Origin of the sequence: Rhodococcus daqingensis, from assembly GCF_042665615.1 — a bacterium.
Taxonomy (GTDB): Bacteria; Actinomycetota; Actinomycetes; order Mycobacteriales; family Mycobacteriaceae; genus Rhodococcus_G; species Rhodococcus_G daqingensis.
In genome coordinates, this window is the sequence record NZ_JBHTCS010000002.1 from 24,556 (window position 1) to 46,181 (window position 21,626).

At 66.1% G+C, this 21,626-nt stretch carries 20 protein-coding genes and 1 pseudogene; 16 read left to right on the forward strand and 5 right to left on the reverse strand.

Annotated elements, in window-relative coordinates; all coding sequences use genetic code 11:
* Positions 1-252: 252 nt before the first annotated feature.
* Positions 253-1,323: a Zn-dependent alcohol dehydrogenase gene (locus ACFQS9_RS01450; protein WP_378400833.1), complete on the forward strand. Its 1,071-nt coding sequence runs from the start codon at positions 253-255 to the stop codon at positions 1,321-1,323.
* An 82-nt stretch (positions 1,324-1,405) separates the two neighbouring features.
* On the opposite strand, the gene ACFQS9_RS01455 is transcribed toward ACFQS9_RS01450, so the two are convergent.
* Entirely contained in the window at positions 1,406-2,434 is a 1,029-nt protein-coding gene (locus ACFQS9_RS01455) for a TetR/AcrR family transcriptional regulator (RefSeq protein ID WP_378400835.1), read from the reverse strand.
* A 461-nt stretch (positions 2,435-2,895) separates the two neighbouring features.
* On the opposite strand from ACFQS9_RS01455, the gene ACFQS9_RS01460 reads away from it, so the two are divergent.
* From ACFQS9_RS01460 to ACFQS9_RS01510, 11 genes and pseudogenes are all read left to right on the forward strand, one after another.
* Positions 2,896-4,272, forward strand: a complete 1,377-nt coding sequence (locus tag ACFQS9_RS01460) for an MFS transporter (RefSeq protein WP_378400837.1) — start codon at positions 2,896-2,898, stop codon at positions 4,270-4,272.
* Between the two features lie 85 nt (positions 4,273-4,357).
* Positions 4,358-5,176: an SDR family NAD(P)-dependent oxidoreductase gene (locus ACFQS9_RS01465; RefSeq protein WP_378400839.1), complete on the forward strand. Its 819-nt coding sequence runs from the start codon at positions 4,358-4,360 to the stop codon at positions 5,174-5,176.
* Between the two features lie 139 nt (positions 5,177-5,315).
* The gene (locus tag ACFQS9_RS01470; RefSeq protein WP_378400841.1) at positions 5,316-6,305 is read left to right on the forward strand and encodes an alpha/beta hydrolase; all 990 of its coding nucleotides are present in this window, start codon (positions 5,316-5,318) and stop codon (positions 6,303-6,305) included.
* Positions 6,289-7,014 (forward strand): SDR family NAD(P)-dependent oxidoreductase, encoded by a 726-nt coding sequence (locus tag ACFQS9_RS01475; RefSeq protein ID WP_378400843.1) that lies wholly within the window; start codon positions 6,289-6,291, stop codon positions 7,012-7,014. The genes ACFQS9_RS01470 and ACFQS9_RS01475 overlap by 17 nt, the downstream gene beginning before the upstream one ends.
* A gap of 80 nt (positions 7,015-7,094) precedes the next feature.
* Positions 7,095-8,744 (forward strand): flavin-containing monooxygenase, encoded by a 1,650-nt coding sequence (locus tag ACFQS9_RS01480; protein WP_378400845.1) that lies wholly within the window; start codon positions 7,095-7,097, stop codon positions 8,742-8,744.
* 48 nt (positions 8,745-8,792) lie between these two features.
* Positions 8,793-9,836: a 2Fe-2S iron-sulfur cluster-binding protein gene (locus tag ACFQS9_RS01485; RefSeq protein ID WP_378401583.1), complete on the forward strand. Its 1,044-nt coding sequence runs from the start codon at positions 8,793-8,795 to the stop codon at positions 9,834-9,836.
* A gap of 45 nt (positions 9,837-9,881) precedes the next feature.
* A complete protein-coding gene (locus tag ACFQS9_RS01490) occupies positions 9,882-10,985 on the forward strand; it encodes an alkene reductase (RefSeq protein WP_378400847.1) in 1,104 nt (367 codons plus the stop codon).
* 104 nt (positions 10,986-11,089) lie between these two features.
* On the forward strand, positions 11,090-11,899 hold the full coding sequence (locus tag ACFQS9_RS01495) for a MaoC/PaaZ C-terminal domain-containing protein (RefSeq protein WP_378400849.1): 810 nt from the start codon (positions 11,090-11,092) through the stop codon (positions 11,897-11,899).
* A 94-nt stretch (positions 11,900-11,993) separates the two neighbouring features.
* A complete protein-coding gene (locus ACFQS9_RS01500; RefSeq protein ID WP_378400851.1) occupies positions 11,994-12,524 on the forward strand; it encodes an SRPBCC domain-containing protein in 531 nt (176 codons plus the stop codon).
* Between the two features lie 15 nt (positions 12,525-12,539).
* Positions 12,540-13,277: an SDR family NAD(P)-dependent oxidoreductase gene (locus ACFQS9_RS01505; RefSeq protein WP_378400853.1), complete on the forward strand. Its 738-nt coding sequence runs from the start codon at positions 12,540-12,542 to the stop codon at positions 13,275-13,277.
* Between the two features lie 404 nt (positions 13,278-13,681).
* Positions 13,682-14,133 (forward strand): annotated as a pseudogene (locus tag ACFQS9_RS01510) (sulfotransferase family protein); the annotation flags it as partial.
* Between the two features lie 33 nt (positions 14,134-14,166).
* Here the strand turns inward: ACFQS9_RS01510 and ACFQS9_RS01515 are convergent.
* A complete protein-coding gene (locus ACFQS9_RS01515; RefSeq protein ID WP_378400855.1) occupies positions 14,167-15,024 on the reverse strand; it encodes a DUF2510 domain-containing protein in 858 nt (285 codons plus the stop codon).
* Between the two features lie 414 nt (positions 15,025-15,438).
* On the opposite strand from ACFQS9_RS01515, the gene ACFQS9_RS01520 reads away from it, so the two are divergent.
* Positions 15,439-16,650, forward strand: a complete 1,212-nt coding sequence (locus tag ACFQS9_RS01520) for a hypothetical protein (protein ID WP_378400857.1) — start codon at positions 15,439-15,441, stop codon at positions 16,648-16,650.
* A gap of 36 nt (positions 16,651-16,686) precedes the next feature.
* On the opposite strand, the gene ACFQS9_RS01525 is transcribed toward ACFQS9_RS01520, so the two are convergent.
* From ACFQS9_RS01525 to ACFQS9_RS01535, 3 genes are read right to left on the reverse strand one after another with little or no spacing between them, the layout of a single operon-like run.
* The gene (locus ACFQS9_RS01525; RefSeq protein ID WP_378400859.1) at positions 16,687-17,472 is read right to left on the reverse strand and encodes a MerR family transcriptional regulator; all 786 of its coding nucleotides are present in this window, start codon (positions 17,470-17,472) and stop codon (positions 16,687-16,689) included.
* 4 nt (positions 17,473-17,476) lie between these two features.
* Positions 17,477-18,295, reverse strand: coding sequence for an alpha/beta fold hydrolase (locus ACFQS9_RS01530; RefSeq protein WP_378400861.1), 819 nt, complete (start codon positions 18,293-18,295; stop codon positions 17,477-17,479).
* Positions 18,296-18,353: 58 nt separating this feature from the next.
* Entirely contained in the window at positions 18,354-18,953 is a 600-nt protein-coding gene (locus ACFQS9_RS01535) for a transglutaminase-like domain-containing protein (RefSeq protein ID WP_378400863.1), read from the reverse strand.
* 164 nt (positions 18,954-19,117) lie between these two features.
* On the opposite strand from ACFQS9_RS01535, the gene ACFQS9_RS01540 reads away from it, so the two are divergent.
* From ACFQS9_RS01540 to erm, 3 genes are all read left to right on the forward strand, one after another.
* Complete coding sequence (locus tag ACFQS9_RS01540; protein WP_378400865.1) at positions 19,118-19,957, forward strand: Rossmann-fold NAD(P)-binding domain-containing protein; 840 nt, start codon at positions 19,118-19,120, stop codon at positions 19,955-19,957.
* 5 nt (positions 19,958-19,962) lie between these two features.
* Entirely contained in the window at positions 19,963-20,553 is a 591-nt protein-coding gene (locus tag ACFQS9_RS01545) for an anthrone oxygenase family protein (protein ID WP_378400867.1), read from the forward strand.
* 220 nt (positions 20,554-20,773) lie between these two features.
* On the forward strand, positions 20,774-21,583 hold the full coding sequence (erm, locus tag ACFQS9_RS01550) for an ErmE/ErmH/ErmO/ErmR family 23S rRNA (adenine(2058)-N(6))-methyltransferase (protein ID WP_378400869.1): 810 nt from the start codon (positions 20,774-20,776) through the stop codon (positions 21,581-21,583).
* Positions 21,584-21,626: the final 43 nt, after the last annotated feature.

Below are 21,626 nucleotides of genomic sequence, written 5' to 3' on the forward strand. Positions count from 1 at the left end.
AGAATGCCTTTGGCGGAGCCGCCGCCACTTTCTCGATACGCCCACCCCGCTGCGACAACGTGCACAGCATGCAACGCCAACCGACCTCCGGGGAGCTTGACGGTTGAACTGTCCGCCCATAGCATCACCAGCGTTGAGACGGAGGCCACAGCGCTGGCTCGGTTTTTCCTCATCACACCTTCATTCCCACCGCAACTCGCTGCGCTTCGCGCATTGTGCGGGCGGATCCTCAGAGAACAGCGAGGTCAAACGTTGAAAGCAATTGTCTTCGACGGCACCGAAAACAGGCTGGTTGACGGCGTCACCGTCCGCGACCCCGGCCCCGGTGAAGTCCAAGTCCGCATCGTCGCGAGCGGCTTGTGCCAGAGCGACTTGAGCGTGGTCAACGGAAAGATCCCGTTCCCGTCCCCGGTGATCCTCGGGCACGAGGGCGCGGGCATCGTCGAAGCCGTCGGGCCGGGCGTCACCATGCCCGCGGTCGGCGACCACGTGGTGCTGTCAACACTGGCGACGTGCGGTCAGTGCGCCGCATGCACCTCCGGACATCCCACGATGTGCCGCGAGTCGTTCGGGAAGACGGCGACGCCGTTCGAGTGGGGCGGCACCCCGATTCACAACTATGCGACGCTCTCGACCTTCGCCGAGCGAATCGTCGTCCAGGCCGGGCAGGCGGTGTCGATCCCGAAGGACATTCCGCTCTCGACCGCGTGCCTGATCGGCTGCGCGGTACTCACCGGTGCCGGGGCGGTGCTGAACCGAGCTCATGTCCGCCCCGGCGATTCGGTGGTCGTCATCGGCGCCGGCGGCATCGGCCTCAACGTCATTCAGGCCGCTCGCGTCGCGGGCGCGGCGACGATCGTCGCCATCGACACGAACCCCGACAAGGAGTCTCAGACAAGACTTTTCGGTGCCACCCACTTCATCGATGCGACCGCGGGCGATACCGTCGCCACCGTCCGGGAACTCACCGACGGCGGGGCCCATCACGTCTTCGACTGCGTCGGCGGCGAGGCGATCACCAGCCAGGCGATGGAGATGCTCGACTGGGGAGGGCAGTTGATCATGCTCGGTGTCGCGGGTCCGGAGGCCAAGCTGTCGGTCCCCGCCAGCACCTTCTACATGGATCGTTCGGTGCTGGGCTGCCGCTACGGCTCGTCGCGACCGGGTGCAGACATCCCCAAGTACCTCGACCTGTATCGATCCGGCCGGCTCCTCCTCGACGAGCTCGTCACCAAGACCTATCAGCTGGAAGACTTCCAGTCCCTCATGGACGACGCACGGAACGGAAAGCTCGACCGCGGAGTCCTGCTGATGCCGTCCTGACGGCGACTTTCCCGTTCACCGGAACAGGCGGACAGCCCCTCGGGCCTTCCGCCTGTTCCGGATTTCCGATGCTCCGAGCGCCCTATCTGTTCGGCCGGGCCGCGTAGACGAGGAGCTTGAGCAGGTCGGTGACCTCCTGCCGGACGTCTTCTCGATCACGATCCGGATTGTCGGCGAGCGCGGTGAGATACGGCTCGTACAGATCCCACACCGAGGCGACGAGACCGATCAGCGACGCCAGCACCCCCGAATCGAACTCGGCCCGCACCTTCGGCTCGACCGGGTTCTCCCACAATGCGTCAATCTGCGACAGATAACCGCCCGAACGGGCGCCGCCGAGCAGGCGATCCGGTGAAGTTCCCTCGAAGACCGCCCACATCAGCATCCGCCCGAACTGACCCGAGTCGATGTCGGCGCCGAACGAGTTGTCGATCGCGGCGTAGGCGTCCTCCTCGCCGGAGAGACGCTCGCCGCCATAGCTGACCAGCAACTCCATCACCGCGACGAGCAGGTTCTCCTTCGTGCGGTAGAACCGGTAGATGAGGCCATAGGACACATCCGCCGCGGCGGCGACCTCCCGTAGCGTCACTTTCGCGGGACCCTTGCGCGAGAAGAGATCTGCGGCCGCGAGAAGGATGGCTTGTTGCGCGCCGGTCGATCCCGGTCGGGTCGGCGTCCACTCGGCGACCTTCTTGTCCGCGCGGTTCACGCTCGATTCGGCGGCCGGTGCGGAATGTTCTTCGACCGGGCCGGCCGCATAACCGGCGGCCAATTGAAGCGCATCCCCCATGGTGTCCGCACGCAGCAACAGTTCGGCCGGCGTCCGATCCGATCCGGCGATTCTCGTGATCGACCACTCGGCGATGGCGCGCGGTTCGACATCCTCGTCGAACGCCGCAAGAAACTCAGGGACCTCCGGGCGGATTCCGGGATTCTCCAGATCGAACTGCCATGCCGGAAACAACGTCACTCCATCGCCCGGGTAACCGAGCATCTTCCGGTTCCGGATGCGCTTGTTGATCGCCTGACGGCTGATCTCGAGGAATTCGGCCGCCTGCGGGGTGGTCCAGACGTCGTCAAGGGGTTCGCTGAGGTCGCGGAGGGCTTCCATATCGCGCGAACCTTATCACGATCGCCGGCGCCGGAATCGACGGAGTAGCGGCCGAGACTGCGTCGATTCGCACCCAGTCCGCCCGCGGTGACGAGGCGAACTCACCCGCACCTATTGACGCAATCGTAGCCAATGGCTACTGTGACGGTGGTCACTGAGTGCTGCGGTGATCCATGGACGCGACTGCGGGTCGCTTCGCTCGACTTCGGCGGACCTCCGTGCCGACGCGCATCTGCCAGGCCTGTCGGTCGTGTGCCGTGAAAATCCTTGTCGTAGAGCAGCTTCTGTGCAGCCGTCGAGAATCGCTGACCGCGCGACCACCGCATGCATGTCGGAATCCCGGATAGTCCTCGGATACGTGTCAGGAAGCGGCTTGGACTCGTGAGCGGGAACCACGTGCTCGAACTCAGAATCGAACTTCCTCGGCCATCACATCGAACGTCACACCGAACAGGATCACTATGAGCTCACCCGAGATCGCGCCATCGCACAGCCTGGTTCGCAGGGCGTCGCTGGCAGGCTTCTTCGGAACTGCCGTCGAGGCCTACGACTTCATGGTTTTCACTTTTCTCATCGCCTATCTGTCTCCCCAGTTCTTTCCCAGCGACGACCCCGCGGCCGGCATTCTGAGCTCGCTCGTGGTCCTCGGCACCGGCTTCCTCGCACGTCCGGTCGGAGGTATCGTCTTCGGTCGAATCGGTGACCGTTTCGGTCGCCGATTCGCACTGATCTCCACCATCTCCGGCATGGGTGGCGCCACCGTACTGATGGGACTGTTGCCCACGCATTCTGCCGTCGGAATCCTGGCCCCCGTGCTGCTCGTTCTCACACGCCTGCTGCAGGGCTTCTTCGCCGGCGGGGAGCAGATGGGTTCTGCCACGTTCGTCACCGAGCACGCATCTGTCAAGAATTACGGCATCCTGAGCGCGATGACCCCGGTGGGATTCGCATTCGGTGGCACCCTTGCTCCGCTGTTCGTCGCCGTCACCACCTCCCTGTCCTCGGAGGAAGTGATGGCCAGCTGGGGTTGGCGCATTCCCCTCCTCATGTCGCTCCCGCTCATGCTGTACGTGCTGTTCCTGCGCACCCGACTCGAGGAATCGCCCGACTTCAAGGAACTCGCCGACAAGCACGAGGTCCAGTCCTCCCCGGTGCGTTCCGTCGTGACGCGGTACCCCGTGACCCTGCTGCGTGTGATCGCGCTCAGCGCATCGGTTCTCGCGATCGGCTACGTGGTTCCGGCGTACATGCCGCTGTTCCTGCAGCGCGAAGTCGGTATGGCCCCCGGTACCACCGCCTGGCTGGCCACCGCCGGATCCGCCTTCGCCATCGCCGTCGGATTCGCCGCCGGATTCATGATCGACAGGAGTGGCCGGAGGAACACCATGATCCTGGGGCTGGGCATCATCCTGGTGGCGATGTTCCCGATCATGTACCTCATCAAGGCGACCGGCGGGAATCTGATCGTCACCGCGCTTGGTCACATGCTCCTCGTCGGTCTGGCCGGCGCCTCCGCGGTCCCGGTCTACGCGACACTCACCTCGGCATTCCCGGCCGCGGTCCGCTACACCGGCGCTGCGATCGGATTCGGCCTCGGTTCGGCGATCGGCGGCGGGGCCGGCCCCTACCTCGCAGGAAAGCTCACCGCCGCGACAGGGAACCCCTACGCTGCTTCAGTCGTCGTCGGCGCCGCAGCCCTCTTGGGCGTCGTGGTGATCGCCACCATGCCGAACAGCAACAGCAGCGCTGCCCCCGAAGCAACGCTCATGACAGGCGACATCGACGCCGTCGACGCGGATCCGGTCGGAGACCCTTCGCTGACTCCGAAGATGGTGTGACATCCAATGTTCTTGGACCCGTGGCCCTTTACGCGTCGAGGCCGCGAACATCGGCGCCGTACGCAGTTCCTCGATCGGAGTACGTATGACTCACAACCCTGCGCAGTCCGTCGACCGCGCCGAAGGTGACCGGATCGTCGATTACCGCAGTCGGTTCGACCTGTCGCGACGCCGATACCTCGTGCTCGGTGGCGGACAGGGAATGGGGCGCCAGGTCTCCCATGCACTCACTCAGCTCGGTGCCACCGTGATCGTCGTCGACATCGACCTCAATCGTGCCGCCAACGTATGCGAGGAGATCGGCCCGGCGGCCACCGCCGAGCGGGTTGACGCCACCGACGACGCGGACATGGCCGCGTTGGCACGGCGTGCGGGTGAGATCGACGGCGTCGTCGACGTCATCGGCATGGCGCGGTACGGACCCCTGCTCGACGTCACCGACGACGACTGGAGTTGGGCGGAGTCCATCGTTCTCCGCCACGCGGTCCTCACGATCAGGCATTTCGGCGCCCGGCTGCGCGACCGCGGCGACGGCTCCATCACCTTCGTTTCGTCGGTCTCCGGAATCGGCAGCTCCCCGGTGCACGCCGCCTACGGCGTGTACAAGGCCGCACTCGGATCACTGGTCCGCTCTGCGGGTATCGAGCTGGGGCCTTCAGGTGTTCGCGTCAACGCGGTGGCCCCTGGTTTCGTCCTCACGCCCCGGATCGCGGCGATCCTCGACGTCGATGCGTTCGAGAACACTCGCACCCAGATACCGCTACAGCGGGTGACGATGCCTGCCGACGTCGCGAGCGCCCTGGTCTTCCTGGTGAGCGACCTCGCCCGGACCATCACCGGACAGGTGATGGTCGTCGACGGCGGGGCCACCAACAAGTACCCGTACGACATGTCGGGTTTCTGAGTCCACCGACCACTTTCCCGTTGACGAAGAAGTAGCCAATGGCTACAGTTCACTCAGTCACAGTGACCGCGGTCACGCCACGCTGTATCGGTCAGGTTCGACCGTTGGCGTTCACCCCCTAGCGCACAAGGAGGAATCGATGTCATACGCCGTCGATCCCGAGTACCTGCCGACGATGGGATTCCTCCCGCGCCTCGACCTCTCCGACGCCGAAGCGGCCCGAGCGCTCGTTCGCTCGATGAGCGCGGAAGATCCGATGGCGGCCGTGCCTGCCGGCGTCGTGGTGGAACGTCGGACAGCGCCGGCAGCCGACGGATCGGACATCGAACTCGTCGTGTTCCGGCCGGAACACCGCATCGAGCTGCCACTCCCCGGCATCGCCTACTTCCACGGCGGAGGGTTCGTCTTCGGCGACGCCAGCACCGATGTACGGGTTCCATCGGCACTCGCTGCAGACCTCGGCGCGGTGGTGGTATCGGTCAACTATCGCCTCGCTCCCGAGTGCCCGTTCCCGACACCCTTCAACGACTGCTACGACGCCCTGACCTGGATCGCCGGTGACAACGACCTCGGGATCGACCCGGCCAGAATCGTCGTCGCCGGGATCAGCGCCGGCGCCGGACTCGCTGCGGCAGTCGCGCTCAAGGCACGCGAAATCGGCGGTCCCACAATCTGTTTCCAGGCACTGGACTCGCCCGTCCTCGACGACCGCCTGCTCACCGCATCGGCGACCGAGTACACCGATTCCCCGCTGTGGAACCGCCAGAATTCGATCGACAGTTGGTGCCACTACCTCGGGGTCGACGCCGAACGACATCGGACGTCGGAATACGCCGCCCCCGCGCGCGCACGCGACCTCACAGGACTGCCGCCGGCCTACATCGCGGTGTCCTCGTTCGACCCCCTCCGCGACGAGGGGATCGACTACGCACAACGACTGACGTGCGCCGGTGTGCCCACCGAACTGCAGTTGCATCCCGGGACCTTCCATGGATCGTCGGGAGTGTTCCCACAGGCGGCGATCTCCCAGCGGATCAACGCCGACTACACAGCCGCCATCCGGCGAGCGCTGAACAGCTGGGCCACCAGCACACCACTGAAATCGGAGAATCATGCCGAATCGCTTTGAAGCAAAGGTCGCGATCGTCACCGGTGGCGCACGCGGGCAGGGTGAACAGATCGTTCGGACGCTCGCACGCGAGGGCTGCTCGGTCGTGATCGGCGACGTCCTCGACGATCAGGGAAAGGCCGTCGCCGACGACCTCGGCGCGTCCGTCGTCTACACCCGTCTCGACGTCACGGACCCGACCGACTGGGCACAGGCCGTCGCCGTGGCGACGTCGACGTTCGGTGGGCTCGACGTCCTCGTCAACAATGCGGCGATCTACCGCAGGCAGCTGCTGGAGGACGAGACCGTCGCCGACCTCGACAAGATCCTTGCCGTCAACCTGCACGGACCGTTCCTCGGCATCCAGGCCGTCATCCCTGCCATGCGCGCCCGGTGCGGCGGAGCGATCGTGAACGTGTCGTCGCTTGCCGGAACCACGTCGTACCCGGCGCACGGGTCGTACAGCATGTCCAAGTGGGCCCTGCGGGGACTGACGAGGACGGCGGCGATCGAGCTCGCGCCGTCGAACATTCGGGTGAATGCCGTTCTCCCCGGCAACATCCGGACCGACATGTCACCGACGACCGGCTCCGCCGATACCCCGACCGGTTTGAAGCGTCAGGCGGACCCGCAGGAGACCGCGAACACCGTGGTGTTCCTCGCGTCGGACGATGCATCGTTCGTCAACGGCACCGACGTCATCGCGGACGGCGGTTCCCTCCTCGGGTAGCAGCGCCGCCTCCCCCAACCCGACCCCGTCAGCCGACCACATCACGTCCCGCTGATGCAGATCCCGATCTCTGGAGAAACATGTCCACCTCAAATCCGGCAGCCGACCCCACCGCCCAGCACTTCGACGTCGTCGTCATCGGCGCGGGATTCAGCGGAATGTATGCGCTGCACCGTCTCCGCCAACAGGGTCGACGGGTCGTCTGCCTGGAAGCCGGTGACGGCGTCGGCGGAACCTGGTTCTGGAACCGCTACCCGGGCGCCCGCGTCGACATCGAAAGCATGCAGTACTCCTACTCCTTCGACAACGACCTCCAGCAGGAGTGGTCGTGGTCGGAGCACTTCTCGCCGCAGCCAGACCTGGAGACATACGCCAACCACGTGGCCGACAGATTCGAGCTGCGCGAGGACATCCGGTTCGAGACTCGAGTCAACGAGCTGACCTTCGACGAGGCAGCGGACGAATGGCGCGTTGGCACCGCACAGGGCGAACGATTCGTCGCCAAGTACGTGATCGCGGCCACCGGCAGCCTGGACGTCTCGAACGTCCCCGAATGGCCCGGTCTGGACAGTTTCCACGGCGAGGCCTACCACACGTCGCGGTGGCCCAAGGGGGGCGTCGAGCTCGCCGGCAAGCGCGTGGGCCTGATCGGCACCGGTTCCACCGGCATCCAGCTCATCCCGGAGGTGGCCGCCGTCGCCGACCACCTCACCGTCTTCCAGCGGACCCCGAACTTCAGTCTCCCCTCGTTCAACCGGGAGCTCGATCCCGAGTACGAGCGGGAGTGGAAGGCCGACTACTCCCTGCGGCGCCAGGAAGTGCTGAACACCCACGGCGCCGTGCTGATGAGCAATGTCGCCGAGCAGCGCTCGATCTTCGACTACACCGACGACGAGCGCGAAGAGGTGATGGAGCGCGCGTGGAACGCCCGGAACGGACTCGAGTTCATCCGTACCTTCACCGACACCTCCACCGACCCGGAGGCGAACGAGATTCTGGCCGAGTTCGTGCGGAACAAGATTCGTGCCGTCGTCGATGACCCGGAGACCGCCGAACTTCTGTGCCCCAAGACCTATCCGATCGGCGGCAAGCGGATCTGCGTGGACTCCGGCTACTACCAGACGTTCAATCGGGACAACGTGAAGCTGGTCGACGTACGGGCGCATCCCATCGAGGAGGTCACCGAATCAGGGATTCGCACAGACGACGCGGACTACGAGCTCGACGTGATCATCTTTGCCACCGGCTTCGACGCGATGACCGGTTCGATGCTGAAGCTGAATGCGACCGGGCTCGACGGGGTACGACTCGCCGACAGGTGGGCCGACGGCCCGAAGACGGTCTTCGGTCTGATGACCGCCGACCTCCCGAATCTGTTCATGGTGCACGGGCCCGGTAGCCCGTCGGTCCTGGCGCAGATGATCACCACGGGCGAGTGGCAGGTCGACTGGATCCTGCGAACCATCGATTACCTCGAGGACCATCAGATCTCTCGTTTCGGTGCCACCTCCGCGCAGGAGGACGAGTGGGCCACCGAGTTGGACACTGTCGCCTCACGCACAATGCACTCGAAGACGGACTCGTGGTACACGGGCGCGAACATACCCGGCAAGCCGCGAGTGCTGCTGATGTACGTCGGCGGATTCGAGCGGTACTCCAACTGGTGCACCCGAGCCACGGAGCAGGAGTACGCAGAATTCGAGAAGAAGCAGCGGGTACCTCTCGCATAGGGCGTGACCGATTCAACGACGAGCCACCGAGAGGGTAGGCGACTGAAAATGAGTACATCGCGAACCGCCGTCATCGGGCACGAGCTGATCGTTACCGATGTCATCGAGGAAACCTCGGATTCGAAGTCGATCGTGCTGCGGATGCCCGAGGAGTGTCGTGAACTCTTCACGTACCGGCCCGGGCAGTTCTTGACCATCCGCATTCCGAGTGACCGTACGGGAAACGTCGCCCGATCGTATTCATTGTCGAGCGCCCCCGACGTCGACGACGATCTGAAGGTGACGGTCAAGCGCACGGCCGGCGGGTACGGTTCGAACTGGTTGTGCGACAACGTCACACCCGGGAGCGTGATGACCGTCCTGCCCCCGTCGGGCCGGTTCACCCCCGCGAGCTTCAATGACGACCTGCTTCTGTTCGCGGCAGGTAGTGGCATCACGCCGATCATCTCCATCCTGAAGACCGCCTTGCTCCGATCCGACAGTTCGGTGGTGCTGTTCTATGCAAATCGCGACAGCGACTCGGTGATCTTCCACCGGGAACTCGATGAGTACTCCGACAAGTTCGGTGACCGACTGACGGTGCACTACTGGCTCGACACCATCCACGGCGTTCCGTCGCAGGAGGGAATTGCCGAGTTGGTGGCGGAGGATTCGTCATGCGAAGTCTTCGTATGTGGCCCTGCGCCATTCATGGCTACGGTGAGTGCGGGTCTCCACTCAGCGGGTGTGTCACAGGAACGTCATCACCAGGAAGCGTTCGTGTCGATCTCGGGCGATCCCTTCGAGGCGCCCCGGCCAATCTCGGGCGATCAGTCGGACTCGGTGGTCGACACGATCGTCCACCTGGCCGGTGAATCTCATCAGTTCGGCTGGCCGGTCGGCCGAACTCTCGTCGATGTGCTCTTGGATCGCGGGGTCGACGTCCCGTTCTCCTGCAGGTCGGGCGAGTGCGGTTCCTGTGCGTGCACTCTCGTGTCCGGCAAGGTCGTGATGGAGAATGCGGACATCCTGGATCCTGCGGACATCGCCGAAGGCTTTGTGCTCGGGTGCCAATCGCGTCCCGATTCGGGGCCGATCGAAATCGAGTTCTGATATCCGAATGGTCTCTGAAACCACCCTTTGAGAAAGTGACATCGAATGACTCGGTTGTTCGACAGTTTCCAACTTGGTGACATCGTTCTCCGAAACCGCGTGGTGATGGCCCCCATGACCCGGGCCCGAAGCGCCGACACCATCGCGGGTGCAGTGACGGCGGAGTATTACCGCCAGCGCGCGACCGCAGGACTGATCGTCACCGAGGGAACGCCGATCTCCCCGGAAGGTCAAGGGTATGCGTACGTTCCCGGTATCTGGTCCAGGGAACAGGTCGCCGGATGGCACAGGGTCACTGATGCCGTCCACAATGAGGAGGGCCGCATCTTCGCCCAGCTCTGGCACGTCGGCCGACTGTCGCACACGTCGCTCCAGCCTGGACGGCGCCAACCTGTCGGTGCCGGCGCAGCACCGGCCCGTGAGGGCAAGACCTTCGCGTTCACCGACGACGACACCGTCGGCTTCGTCGACGTGAGCACACCCCGGCCGTTGTCCACGCAGGAAGTGGGTCGGGTCGCTCGTGACTTCGCGTGCGGTGCAACCAATGCGTGGGACGCCGGCTTCGACGGTGTCGAGCTGCACGGAGCCAACGGCTACCTGTTCGAACAGTTCCTCAACCCCTCTACCAACACGAGAACCGATCTCTACGGTGGGTCGATTCGACATCGTGCCCGGTTCCTCCTCGAGACCGTCGATCGGGTGAGTGAGGCGATCGGCTCCACCCGTGTCGGAATTCGGCTGTCGCCCTTCGGTGAGCTGTTCGACATGCCTGCCTACGCCGAAACCGCCGACACCTACCTGTATCTGGCATCCGAGCTGTCCCGCCGGGACCTTGCCTACGTGCATCTCGTCGATCAGCTTCCGTCCGGAGAACGCCTCATCGACGTCGACTTTCTCGCCGCTGTCCGAGCCGAGTACCGAGGAACGATCATCTTTGCGGGAGGCATGACCCGAGAACTGGCGGAGGAGCTGACGGCGAAGAATGTGATCGATCTCGCCGCGTTCGGACAGCCATTCATCGCCAACCCCGACCTCGTCGAGCGCTTGCAGAACGGGTGGCCTCTCACGACAGCCGATCGGGACTCGTACTACGGCGGTGGTGCGGAGGGTTACCTCGACTACCCGAGGTTCGACCCGGCGACCGTGTGACCCGCGATTCCCACCCGCGGCCGCGTCGGCATCAGCCTGCACAGACTTCACCACATTTTCCGAGGGCGTCGTCCAACGACGCAGAGCGAGAAGGATTCTCACCAATGATCGAGACGGCGCCGTCTCCCGCCCAGTGGCAGGGCCGGGACCTGGGTACTCGTGTGGTCGGTTACCACGAGCGAGACCCCATCTTGTATGCACTTGCGGTCGGTGCTCGAGCCACCGACCTCGACCTGGTGTTCGAGGATCGACTCCGCGTGCTGCCGACGTTTGCGCTGACGTTGGCCCAGTGGGCGCCGGATGCCCTGGGTGCACTCGGGGCCTTCGACATCAGGACCACCCTCCACGGATCCCAGAACCTCGACGTTGTCTCTCCGTTGCCTCGGTCCGGCGAGATCACGATGTCGGCACGTGTCGGCGAGGTCTGGGACAAGGGCCGTGCGGCGGTGTTCGAAGTCGTCGTCGAGAGCAACTGTTTCGTGGCGACCTGGTCGTTGTATGCACCCGGTGCCGGCGGCTTCGGTGGCGACCGCGGGCCGTCGGCACCGTCCGCGCCGGAACAGGAACCCGCCGTGGTCGGCACACTCACAACCGGTGCCGATCAAGCGGCGCTCTATCGGCTCACCGGTGACCGGCACCATATCCACATCGATCCCGATGCCGCAGAACGGATCGGGCAGCCACGCCCCATCCTGCACGGGATGTGCACACTTGCCGCCGCGACATTGCCTGTCGCGGACATGCTCGGTGCCCATCCGGCCGACTTGACGGCGCTGTCCGGTCGATTTGCAGCTCCTGTGTTCCCGGGCGACTCGGCGCAGATCCGAGCCTGGGGTGACGCAGCGAACTGCACCTTCGACGTCACCGCCCCGAGCGGTGTCGTCCTGTCCGGCGGCCGAGCCGTTTTCGCTTGATTCCCAACACCGTCGACGTCTGCGAACGAGTCCCTGGACTTGGTCGTCCACGCCGGGCGGTGCCGAGTTCGTTCCGCTTCTCACTGGAGGTTCAATGTCCGAATTGCACATCCCGAGTTACGATCCGGCCACTCTTGTGCGATCCATTGCGATCGAGATCGAGGCGCCTGCGAGTGTCGTGTGGGAGGTTCTCACCGACCTCGACAGTTATCCGCACTGGAACCCCTTCTGCGTGTCGGTGAGATCGACACTGGAAATGGGTGCGCCCGTTGAGATGACGCTGGCGGACTACTCCGGTGGCACGGGAACGTTCCCGCACACCGAGTACGTCTGCGCCGTCGTGCCGCAGCGCCTGCTGTCGTGGGAACTGCTACCCACCGAGGCCTCCCCGGACGCAGCCCGACGTGATCAGGTCATCGAGCACATTGCCGAGAATCGTTGTCTCTACTATTCCACGGACGCGTTCCTCGGTGAGGCGGCGCAAGAGATCATGGACGAGAGCGGCGCATGGGTGAAGCATGCATTCGATGACACCGCCGTGGCGCTGAAGGAGCGAAGCGAGGCCCTCTACGCCGATCGCAGTCGCGGAAACCCGTTGTCCGGCACAATGACTCGGAAAGGCTGAGAGATGGCACACCGCATGCAGGACAAGGTCGTCATCGTCACCGGCGGATCGTCGGGGCTGGGGCGAGCGACAGCCGAATTGATGATCGCCGAAGGTGCTCGCGTCGTCATTGCGGACATCAACGGGGAGGCAGGAGAGGCCGTGGCGAACGCGATCGGTGCCGAATTCGTCCGTACCGATGTCGGCGACCCGATGGAGGTCGAGGCTCTGGTCTCAGGCACCGTCGCCCGGTTCGGGCAACTCGACGTGATGTGCAACAACGCCGGCGTCATCGCCATCGCGCCGGTCCTCGAGACGACGAACGAAGCTTTCGATCACATGGTGACCGTCAACTTCGGAGGGGTTTTCTACGGCACGAGGGCGGCAGGTCGGGTGATGGCGGAGCAGGGGTTCGGCGCCATCGTAAACACCGCCTCGAATGGCGGGTGTTCCCCTTCGGAAGACATGGCTGTCTACAGCGGCACGAAGGCGGCGGTGGTGGCACTGTCGAAGGCATGCGCCATCGAGCTGGCGCCCAAGGGTGTCCGCGTGAACACCATCTCGCCGGGAACGATGCTCACCGGCATGGTGCCCGACGTGGAAGGCATTGTCGAGGTTCTCGACAAGCTCCAGCCCATTGGATACGCCGCGAATCCGTCTCAGATGGCGGCCGGGGTCCTGTTCCTTGCCTCGGACGAAGGTAACTACGTCACCGGTCACGATCTGGTCATCGATGGCGGGGCGACCGCAGGTCGACGCGCGGTAGGAGTCTGAATCGCGCCGGGAGCGACCTCAGTGAGAAGAGGAATGGTGGTCCCAGCGCCCTAGCAAGCGACACCGCCACCTACGGGGGCGGTGATCACGGCGCTGGAGTTCCTCTGTATTCGCCTTTGTTGGAGGCGTCCTGTTTGACGATCGCCAGTCGGACCGCCTTCGGACTTCTCGCAGCAGAATCCGACCTCGACCAGCGGCCGGCGCAGGCGTCCTGGTGACCCGTCCTGCATCTCATTCCGGGACAGCTGGCCTATACCGGAGTCGAGTGCACCCGGGCTGACAAACACTGGAACTCTTCCAGATTTGTGTGATCTGGAGCCGTCCTTAAGTGTGATTGCCGACTGGTCAACCTATCCAATCCGCATGGAACCCAGTGGAGCCCGCCATTGGTGAACACCCCCTTCCACGTGCCCTCCTACTCGAGGTGGCTCGCCGACCAGGACTGGACCGATGCCTACGCCCGGCACAAGAAGAACCTGCAACTGATCGGACTCAACGACGCCGGAAAGCGGTGGGTACTCAAGAATCCCAGCCACATCGTCGCGGTGGACGAGATCATGAGCGTGTGCGCACGGTGCTGGCGTCGGTGTGCAGCGTCAACGAGCAGGCCAGCCGCGGCTGGTCCGAGGCCTTCGACAACGAGACCATCGGCCGCACCCAGCTCGACCTCTGGGCCCGCGGGCTCGACCACTTCGAGAAGGCCCGCACGCGCTACAACCCGGAGCAGTTCGTCGACGTCGACTACCAGGACTTCGTCGCCGATCCGCTGCGCACGGTGGAGGGGATCTACTCCCACTTCTCGCTCCCGTTCACCGACGAGGCGCGCCTGGCGATGCAGGATGCACACCGCCAGAGCCTCCCTCGGGGGCGGCCTCGACTGCGCCGGGTGCTACCGCCGGGTCACGTCGATGACGCATTGGTCGAGCGCCTCGACGCGGTCATCGCCGGGGCTGATGTCGATCTCGCGGCTGGCGCGCGGCCAGCTCGTCTCGTTACGTGCACCGCCCGTCGAGGAGTACACCTGGCCGCCCTGGACCACCCATACATCGGAGCGGTTCTCCATCTTCCCGTCAGGCCGCAGAGTCGTGGCCCCGACGAACGTGGTCGGCCCGTCGACGATCACCAGTCCGTTGGCCAGCGTCAGGGAGGAGTCGGTCAGGCCTGACGCGATCTGCTCGATCAGATCGGGGGCGGCGGTCGCGCATCGTGGATCCGACAGAATCAACGCGTCCGCGACGGCAGGAGCTGCAGTAGCAGCGGGCGTGCTGGTCGTTGTCGGTGCGGCCGAGGTGGTCGTCGTCGCGGCCGTGGTCGTTGTCGCCGGAGCCGAGGCCCTGGTTGCGGCGGGCGCAGGGCCGGCGGTCGTCGGCGCGGCGGGGATGGCGCTACCGGAGTCGCCGTTGCCGAGCACCCCGCCGAGGATCGCGAGGGCGACGAACGCGGCTGCGACACCACCGACGATCTTCAGCGGTCGGCGGGTCGTCGGCTCGGCCGGACCGCTGGGATCAGCGATCGTGGGATCGGCCGGCGAGATCGGCGCGGCCGCAGACCAGGCGAGATTATTGCTTGCATCCACCATGGCCCCATCGCCTTCGACAGAAGGGATCGCGACCGTCGGAGCGCTGGCTGCGGTGGCGCCGGCGACCGGGTGGGTAGCACCGGTCCACTGCGTTCCGTCCCACCAACGAAGGATGTCCGGCGTGCCCTCGGGGTCGGGGTACCAGCCAGGAGCTGCAGTGGAATTCATGGCCTGGTTATATCAGCTGCAGATCGCGCGAGGAGAGCGCGATCTCGCCCTCCCACCGATGACACCGCACCCAGCGCGGGTGAATTCTGCGCGCCGAACGCCGGCCGGTGCGATTGCCGACGGCCGGGCCGCACATCCCGCGACTCATCGTTAACAAAATGGCCCACTCCTGGACGACACCCCGCCGCATTCGACAAGTTGAACTGGCCAAATGTGGCACTGATTCAGTTCGGGGTGGGGCATTGACGGCTCGTCTTTGCGCGAGTACAAACTGACTACGCATGTTGTCAGATGCGCGCCCTGCTCCAAACAGCTGATGGTCTGTTCGTACCGGGATGCGAAAGGTCAGTGATGGCGATGCTCGGCTTTTCCGATGGACTCTGGCGCAACGGTTTTCGAACCGTTCTGTGCCTGATGGCCTGTGCGGCCTGCGTGCTCGCGGCGCCTACGGCGGCGACCGCCGATCCGGACCTGCGCGGATATCTGGACGTGCCGGAGTCGAATCGCGACGGGACGGCCGCGGGCGGCGTCGACCCGGCGCTGCCCCTCGACCGCGCGAGCCTCGAATCGGCGCTCGTCGCCGCCCGGTCCTCGGGTGTCGATCCGCGCCGCTACGCGAGCCTGCTCCGGCAGTACTGGCTGGTGGTGGGTGCGGAGAACGCGCAGATCGACCTCGACGCATGGGACCCGCGGCGGGGGCTGGCCGCCAACCTCGAGACGGTCAACGATGTGTACGTCAACTACCTGCGCCTGACCAACGCGCACCCGGAGCTCTACTGGTCCGGCATGGCCGGCCTCGCGGGGGTGTCCTTCGCCGCCGGCTTCTACGACCTCGGCGATGCCAGTGCGGTTTTCAGCGTTCCCGGCGTACACCAGGTGGGCGCCGCGGCCGCCGAGCTGATCCGCGCTGCCCCTCCGGAGTTGGCCGGCCGGCTACCCGGCGACGTGCGACTGTTGGCGACCGAGGGCGGCCGGCTCACCTCCGACGACCTCGACTGGTACATCGGGCGGCTGCTGACCATGCAGAAGCACATCTTCATGGACATGGTGCCCATGCACGAGGCATACAGTGCGCGGGGCCGGGAGGGCATCGAGGAGTTCGCGCGCGCGGGACTGTTGGACGACAACATCGCCCAGGCCTGGCGGTCGATCTTCGACCGGACACCCCAAGGGTACGCAGATGCGTTGGTGCGGATGGCTTCTCGTGAGCAGAACCAGATCATCGCCGACCAGTGGGACGCGACAGCGAGCAGTCGTGGCCCGATGGGTCGAGCCCTGACCTACCTGACCACGGTCGCGGGCAAGCCCGCCGTGCCCGGAACCCGGGCACCCGGCATCTACGCGCCCCTCGACGTACAGGTCGACATCTCGGATCGGGCGCTGCGGCTGCGTGCGCCGCTACCCGACTTCAACTGGGCCGATCGAGAGCCGCGCTGGGCATACATCGCCCACGACCTCGCACCCAGCTACGTCCGGATGATCGAGCAGAGCCCCGCCGCGGCGGCCACCCTGCTGCGCACTCCGTTCGCCGATCAGATGACCCGCGGCCGGTTGGGGCCGAGGCTGCCCGACCTGCTCCGCGACCTCACGAGCACCTGGGAGCTGACTCCGGGGCCCGCGCGCTGAGATGAGTGTGGTGGGTGGGGGCGGGACAGGGCTCGGTCAGTGGGAGTTCGGTCCGGGGATGTCGACGCCGGCGGAGCGGAGCTTGGTCGCGAACAGGGCGGACAGCCGGGCGGAGGCCGATGCCTGCTCTTCGCCGTGGTGGGCGATCAGCTTGTATCGGGTCGCGGCCTCGGTGCGGGCTTGCAGGCCGGTCACGATCTTCAGCAGTGCGGGGTTCGCGAGGTAGTGGTCGGCCATGTCGGTGGCGAGTTCGGCGATGCGGGGATCGTCCGGTTCCCAGTCCGCGGCTTCCAGGGCGCGCTTGTTCAAGTCGACGAACCGGGCGTCCTCGACGGCGTGCTCGACATGGGTGAGGTAGTCGTCAAAGCCTTCTGGGACCAGCGCTTTCGCCAGGACCAAACCCTCCCGGGAGGTCGCCACCTCATCCGGGCTGAAGCCGAGACCGGGCATCCGGTCCAGCAGCCCCACAGCGCGGTCGGGCAGCAGGGCCCGGTCACCGTCGGCGATCCGGTGCAGCGTGTCGCGTCGGGCGATCAACTCCTCGATCCGTTCGGTGAGGTTCCGTTCGACGTCGGCGAGTGCGGCGGCGAACAGCGCGGCATCGGCGTCGAGTAGGGGCCCGATGTCGGCCAGCGGCACGCCGGCTCCGGCCAGGGTCCGGACCTGCACCAGCCGCAGCAGCTCGGCCGATCCGTACCGCCGGTAGCCGGAGGTGTCGCGTTCCGGCTCCTCCACCAGCCCGTGCTTGTGGTAGTGCCGCACGGTCTTGATCGTGACGCCGGCGAATGCCGCCGCCTGCCCGATCGTGACTCCGTTCATCATCTGCTCAGCTTGCCTGGTGATCGTGGAGGGCCGCGACCTCGCGAACCGCATCGGCGACGGCCCGGAAGTCCTTGCGCAGGATGTGGGAGTGGTTGCTCGCGACCTTCGCGCTCACCTTCAGGTTCGGGTTTCCGGCGAGCACCGGATCGAGCGAGGCTCGCACCGCTTCCATCTCCTCCTGGCTCCCGCCGAGGTTGGCACCGGTGGCCAGGACGTAGCGCACCGGGCAGGTCACCCGGTCCAGGACCGGTGCGAGGGCGGCGTGCAGCTCATTGGCCTCGATGTTGATCTCGGCGTGCTGGTCGGCGCTCATCCGCGCCGCCAGGCCCAGCGGGCGGGCCACCGGCATCAGAAATCGCATGCGGCGGAACAGCTTCCGAATGCGCTCCCGAGCCTCCTCGCCGGTGATGCCGTATGGCATCGCGCCGTCCACCGACACCACCCCCAGGGTGCGGCCGGGATTGCGCTCGGCCCAGTGCACCGCGAGCAGGGCGCCGTAGGACCAGCCCACCACGATCGGCTGCTGCGCCCCGGTGGCCTCGAGGACGGCGTCGATGTCGCGCAGGCAGGCCTCGAAGGAGTAGTCCGCGGATCGCTTCGACTTGCCGCGGGCCCGCTCGTCGAAGGTGATGTGCCGGAATTCGCCACCGAGTTCGGCGATCACCGATCGCCAGTGCTTGGTGTCGGCATAGGAGCCGTTCAGGTAGATGACGGGACGGCCGGTGCCGCCGGTGTCGGTCACGGCCAACGCCGTGTCGTCGACCGGCACCATGCCGGTCCAGGTCGAAGTGGCCGAGTTGCTCGCGTTCGAAGACGTTGTCATGCGATGAGCGTGCACCTTGACCTTGGGTCAAGGTCAAGCCACGAAACTGGCGGCCCCATCAAAGCTCGGTCGGCAAGCCGCTGTCATAGATCGCCAGCACGTCGGTCACGTCGCGCAGCGTATCGATGACGCACTGAGTCGGCGAGATGAAGAGCTGCGGGTAGTCGACCTCGCCGAGGGAGCGGTCGACCCGCCAGGCGAGTTGTTCCGAGTCGAGTGAGAACTGCGCGTCGACGCCTTCCTTGTTGCCACGTGGATCCTGGCGGTGCCAGGCGTTTTCGAGGTAGATCGCGACGAGTCCGTGGAGAACGTGTCCGTCTCCGTGCGCGAGCCGTTGGTAGCACAGTCCGGTCGGGATGCCTTCGGATCGCAGCAGCGCCGCGAGCAGATGCGACTTGGCGTAGCAGAGCCCCACGCGCTGTTCGAGAACCTCGCCGGCGGTCAACGTCACCCGTGGGTCTTGAGCGTCGTAAGAGTGCGCGACCTGGTCGCGTACCCACTCGAAGGCGGCCTTGGCGAACGGCACGTCGTCGCTGTCCTGCCGCCGCAGCTCTCGCGCGAGGGCCCGCACGGCTCCGTCTCCGACCTCGATGAAGGCATCGCCGCCCAGATAATCTCTCGGAGTTGCTGTTTCGAGTACCGAGTGGGGTGTCGCCATGTCGAGAAATACTCGAGGACCCGACGAGACGTAGTCAAATCCATGCGCCAACCCCTTTCGTTTAGTCGAGGGTTAACGATCGTTGCGCACATTGCCGTTGTTGACGGCCCTCCCCTGGCCGATCGTAGAGGGCACAACACCATTCGATCACCAAGGAGCACACCATGAGCGTTCACACCCCGCGGCCCACCACCCTCGTCCTGGGCGGCACCGGCAAGACCGGCCGCCGCGTCGCGCAGCGACTAACCGCCCTGGACCTGCCGGTGCGCATCGGCACCCGCGCCGGCGGGGTCCCGTTCGACTGGGAAAACCCCGAAACCTGGGAGCCCGCCCTCGACGGCATGACCGCGGCGTACATCTCCTACCAGCCCGACCTCGCGGCCCCCGGCGCGGTGGAGGCCATCGCCTCGTTCTCCGAACTGGCCGTCGACCGCGGCGTGCACCGGCTGGTGCTGCTCTCCGGCCGCGGCGAGGTCGAGGCGCAGGCCTGCGAGAAGGCCCTCACCGATTCCGGCGCGGACACCACCATCCTGCGGGCGAGCTGGTTCGGCCAGAACTTCAGCGAGGGCTACCTGCTCGACCCGATCCTCGCCGGCCAGGTGTTCCTGCCCGCCGGCGACATCCCCGAACCGTTCGTCGACGTCGACGACATCGCCGACGTCGCCCTCGCCGCCCTCACCCAGCCCGGCCACACCGGCGAGATCTACGAGCTCACCGGCCCCCGCGCGCTCACCTTCGCCGAGGCCGTCTCCACCATCGGCGCGGCCGCCGGCCGGACCATCGACTACGTGCAGGTCCCCACCGACGACTTCGCCGCCGGCCTCGCCGCCGAGCAGGTCCCCACCGACGTCATCGACCTGCTGACCTACCTGTTCACCACCGTCCTCGACGGCCGCAACGTCACCCCCGGCGACGGGGTCACCCGGGCGCTGGGCCGCGCACCCCGCGACTTCGCCGACTACGCCTCCGCCGCCGCCGCCACCGGCATCTGGACCGTGGGGTGAGCGCGATGACCACCAAACTCCTCCAGACGATCACCCTGCTCGGCGCCGGCGTCACCGCCGGACTCATGGCCGGCCTGTTCGCCGCGTTCGCCTACGCCGTCATGCCGGGCCTCGGCCGCACCGACGACCGCACCTTCATCGCGGCGATGCAGAAGATCAACGTCGCGATCATCAACGGCTGGTTCATGATCTGCTTCCTCGGCGCACTGGCCCTGACCGTCACGACCCTGCTGCTGCACCTGGGGTCCGCGCGCGCCACACTGCCCTGGATCATCGCCGCGCTGGTGCTCTACATCGCGGTGCTCGTCATCACCGCCACCGTCAACGTGCCCCTCAACAACGAGCTCGCCGCCGCGGGCGAGCACATCACCAACCCCGACCTGGTACGCCAACAGTTCGAATCGCGCTGGGTCACATGGAACATCGTGCGCGCGGTCCTCAGCACCGCCGCCTTCGCGGCACTCGCCTACGCCCTCGTGGTGCACGGACACGCCACCGCCCCGGACACCGGGCCCACCGCCGCACCCGCCGCCCACAGCACACAGGTCGCGCCGCAACACAACCCCACCGATCCGATCGCGAGCCGGCGATACTGACCACACGACAAGGGCGCCGAACCCACTGCGGGTTCGGCGCCCTTCGTTAATTGCGTTGCTGCACGACCACCCACTCCGTACGCTCCGTCGCATGCATTGCCTCTGCTTCATCCGCATCCGCCACGACCGGGCTCTGGCCCGCTAGCGGACCCCCGGTCGCGCTGGCGCGCCCAGGGCCCTTCGAGACCTTCTTTCATCTCGAGGACCCGAAAGGGCAACAGTGGCGCAGTCATTCGCACACGGAAACTACTCACACACGCAGAAGAAGGTTCGGGCCAAGGGCGGTCGCACGCCCAGAGACCGAGCCAGGCGGGAGCTCTCGCAGAACTTCCTGACCGACGGGCACGCCGTCGACCGAGTGGTCGAGGCGGCCCGACCGGCCGGCCTCGTCCTGGAGCCCGGATCCGGCAAGGGCGCGCTCACCGTCGCCCTGGCCAGAACCGGTGCCGAGGTCGTCGGCTACGAGATCGATCCGCTGCTGGCCGTCACGCTCAAGGCCAGAACCGGGCTCAGGATCGTCAAGGGCGACTTCACGGCCGCACGGCCGCCGCGCGAGCCGTTCGCGGTGGTCGGCAACGTCCCCTTCTCGATCACGTCGAAGATAGTCGACTGGTGCCTGCGCGCCCCGTCGCTGACGTCGGCGACGCTGGTCACGCAATGGGAATACGCACGCAAACGGTCCGGCGACTTCGGCCGCTGGAGCCTGGTCACGGTGGAGAGCTGGCCGTGGTTCTCCTGGGAGCTCATCGGTCGGATCGGCAGGGAGAGCTTCAGGCCGGTGCCCTCGGTCGACTCGGCGATCCTGCGGATCGAGCGGCGGCCCGAGCCGCTGGTGGCCGAAGGGCCCGCTTACCAGGACATGGTGGAGCTGGGCTTCTCGGGCGTCGGCGGGTCGTTGCACGCGTCGCTGTCCACGCGGTACGGCGGGGTGGACGCCGCCTTCGCGGACGCGGGGATCGCCCGCGACACCGTGGTGGCGTTCGTCCACCCAGATCAGTGGGTCACGTTGGCTGGACGGTTGCTCCGCTGAGCGGGCGCACCCGGGTGTCGAGCCCCATGATGCCCGGGTGCTC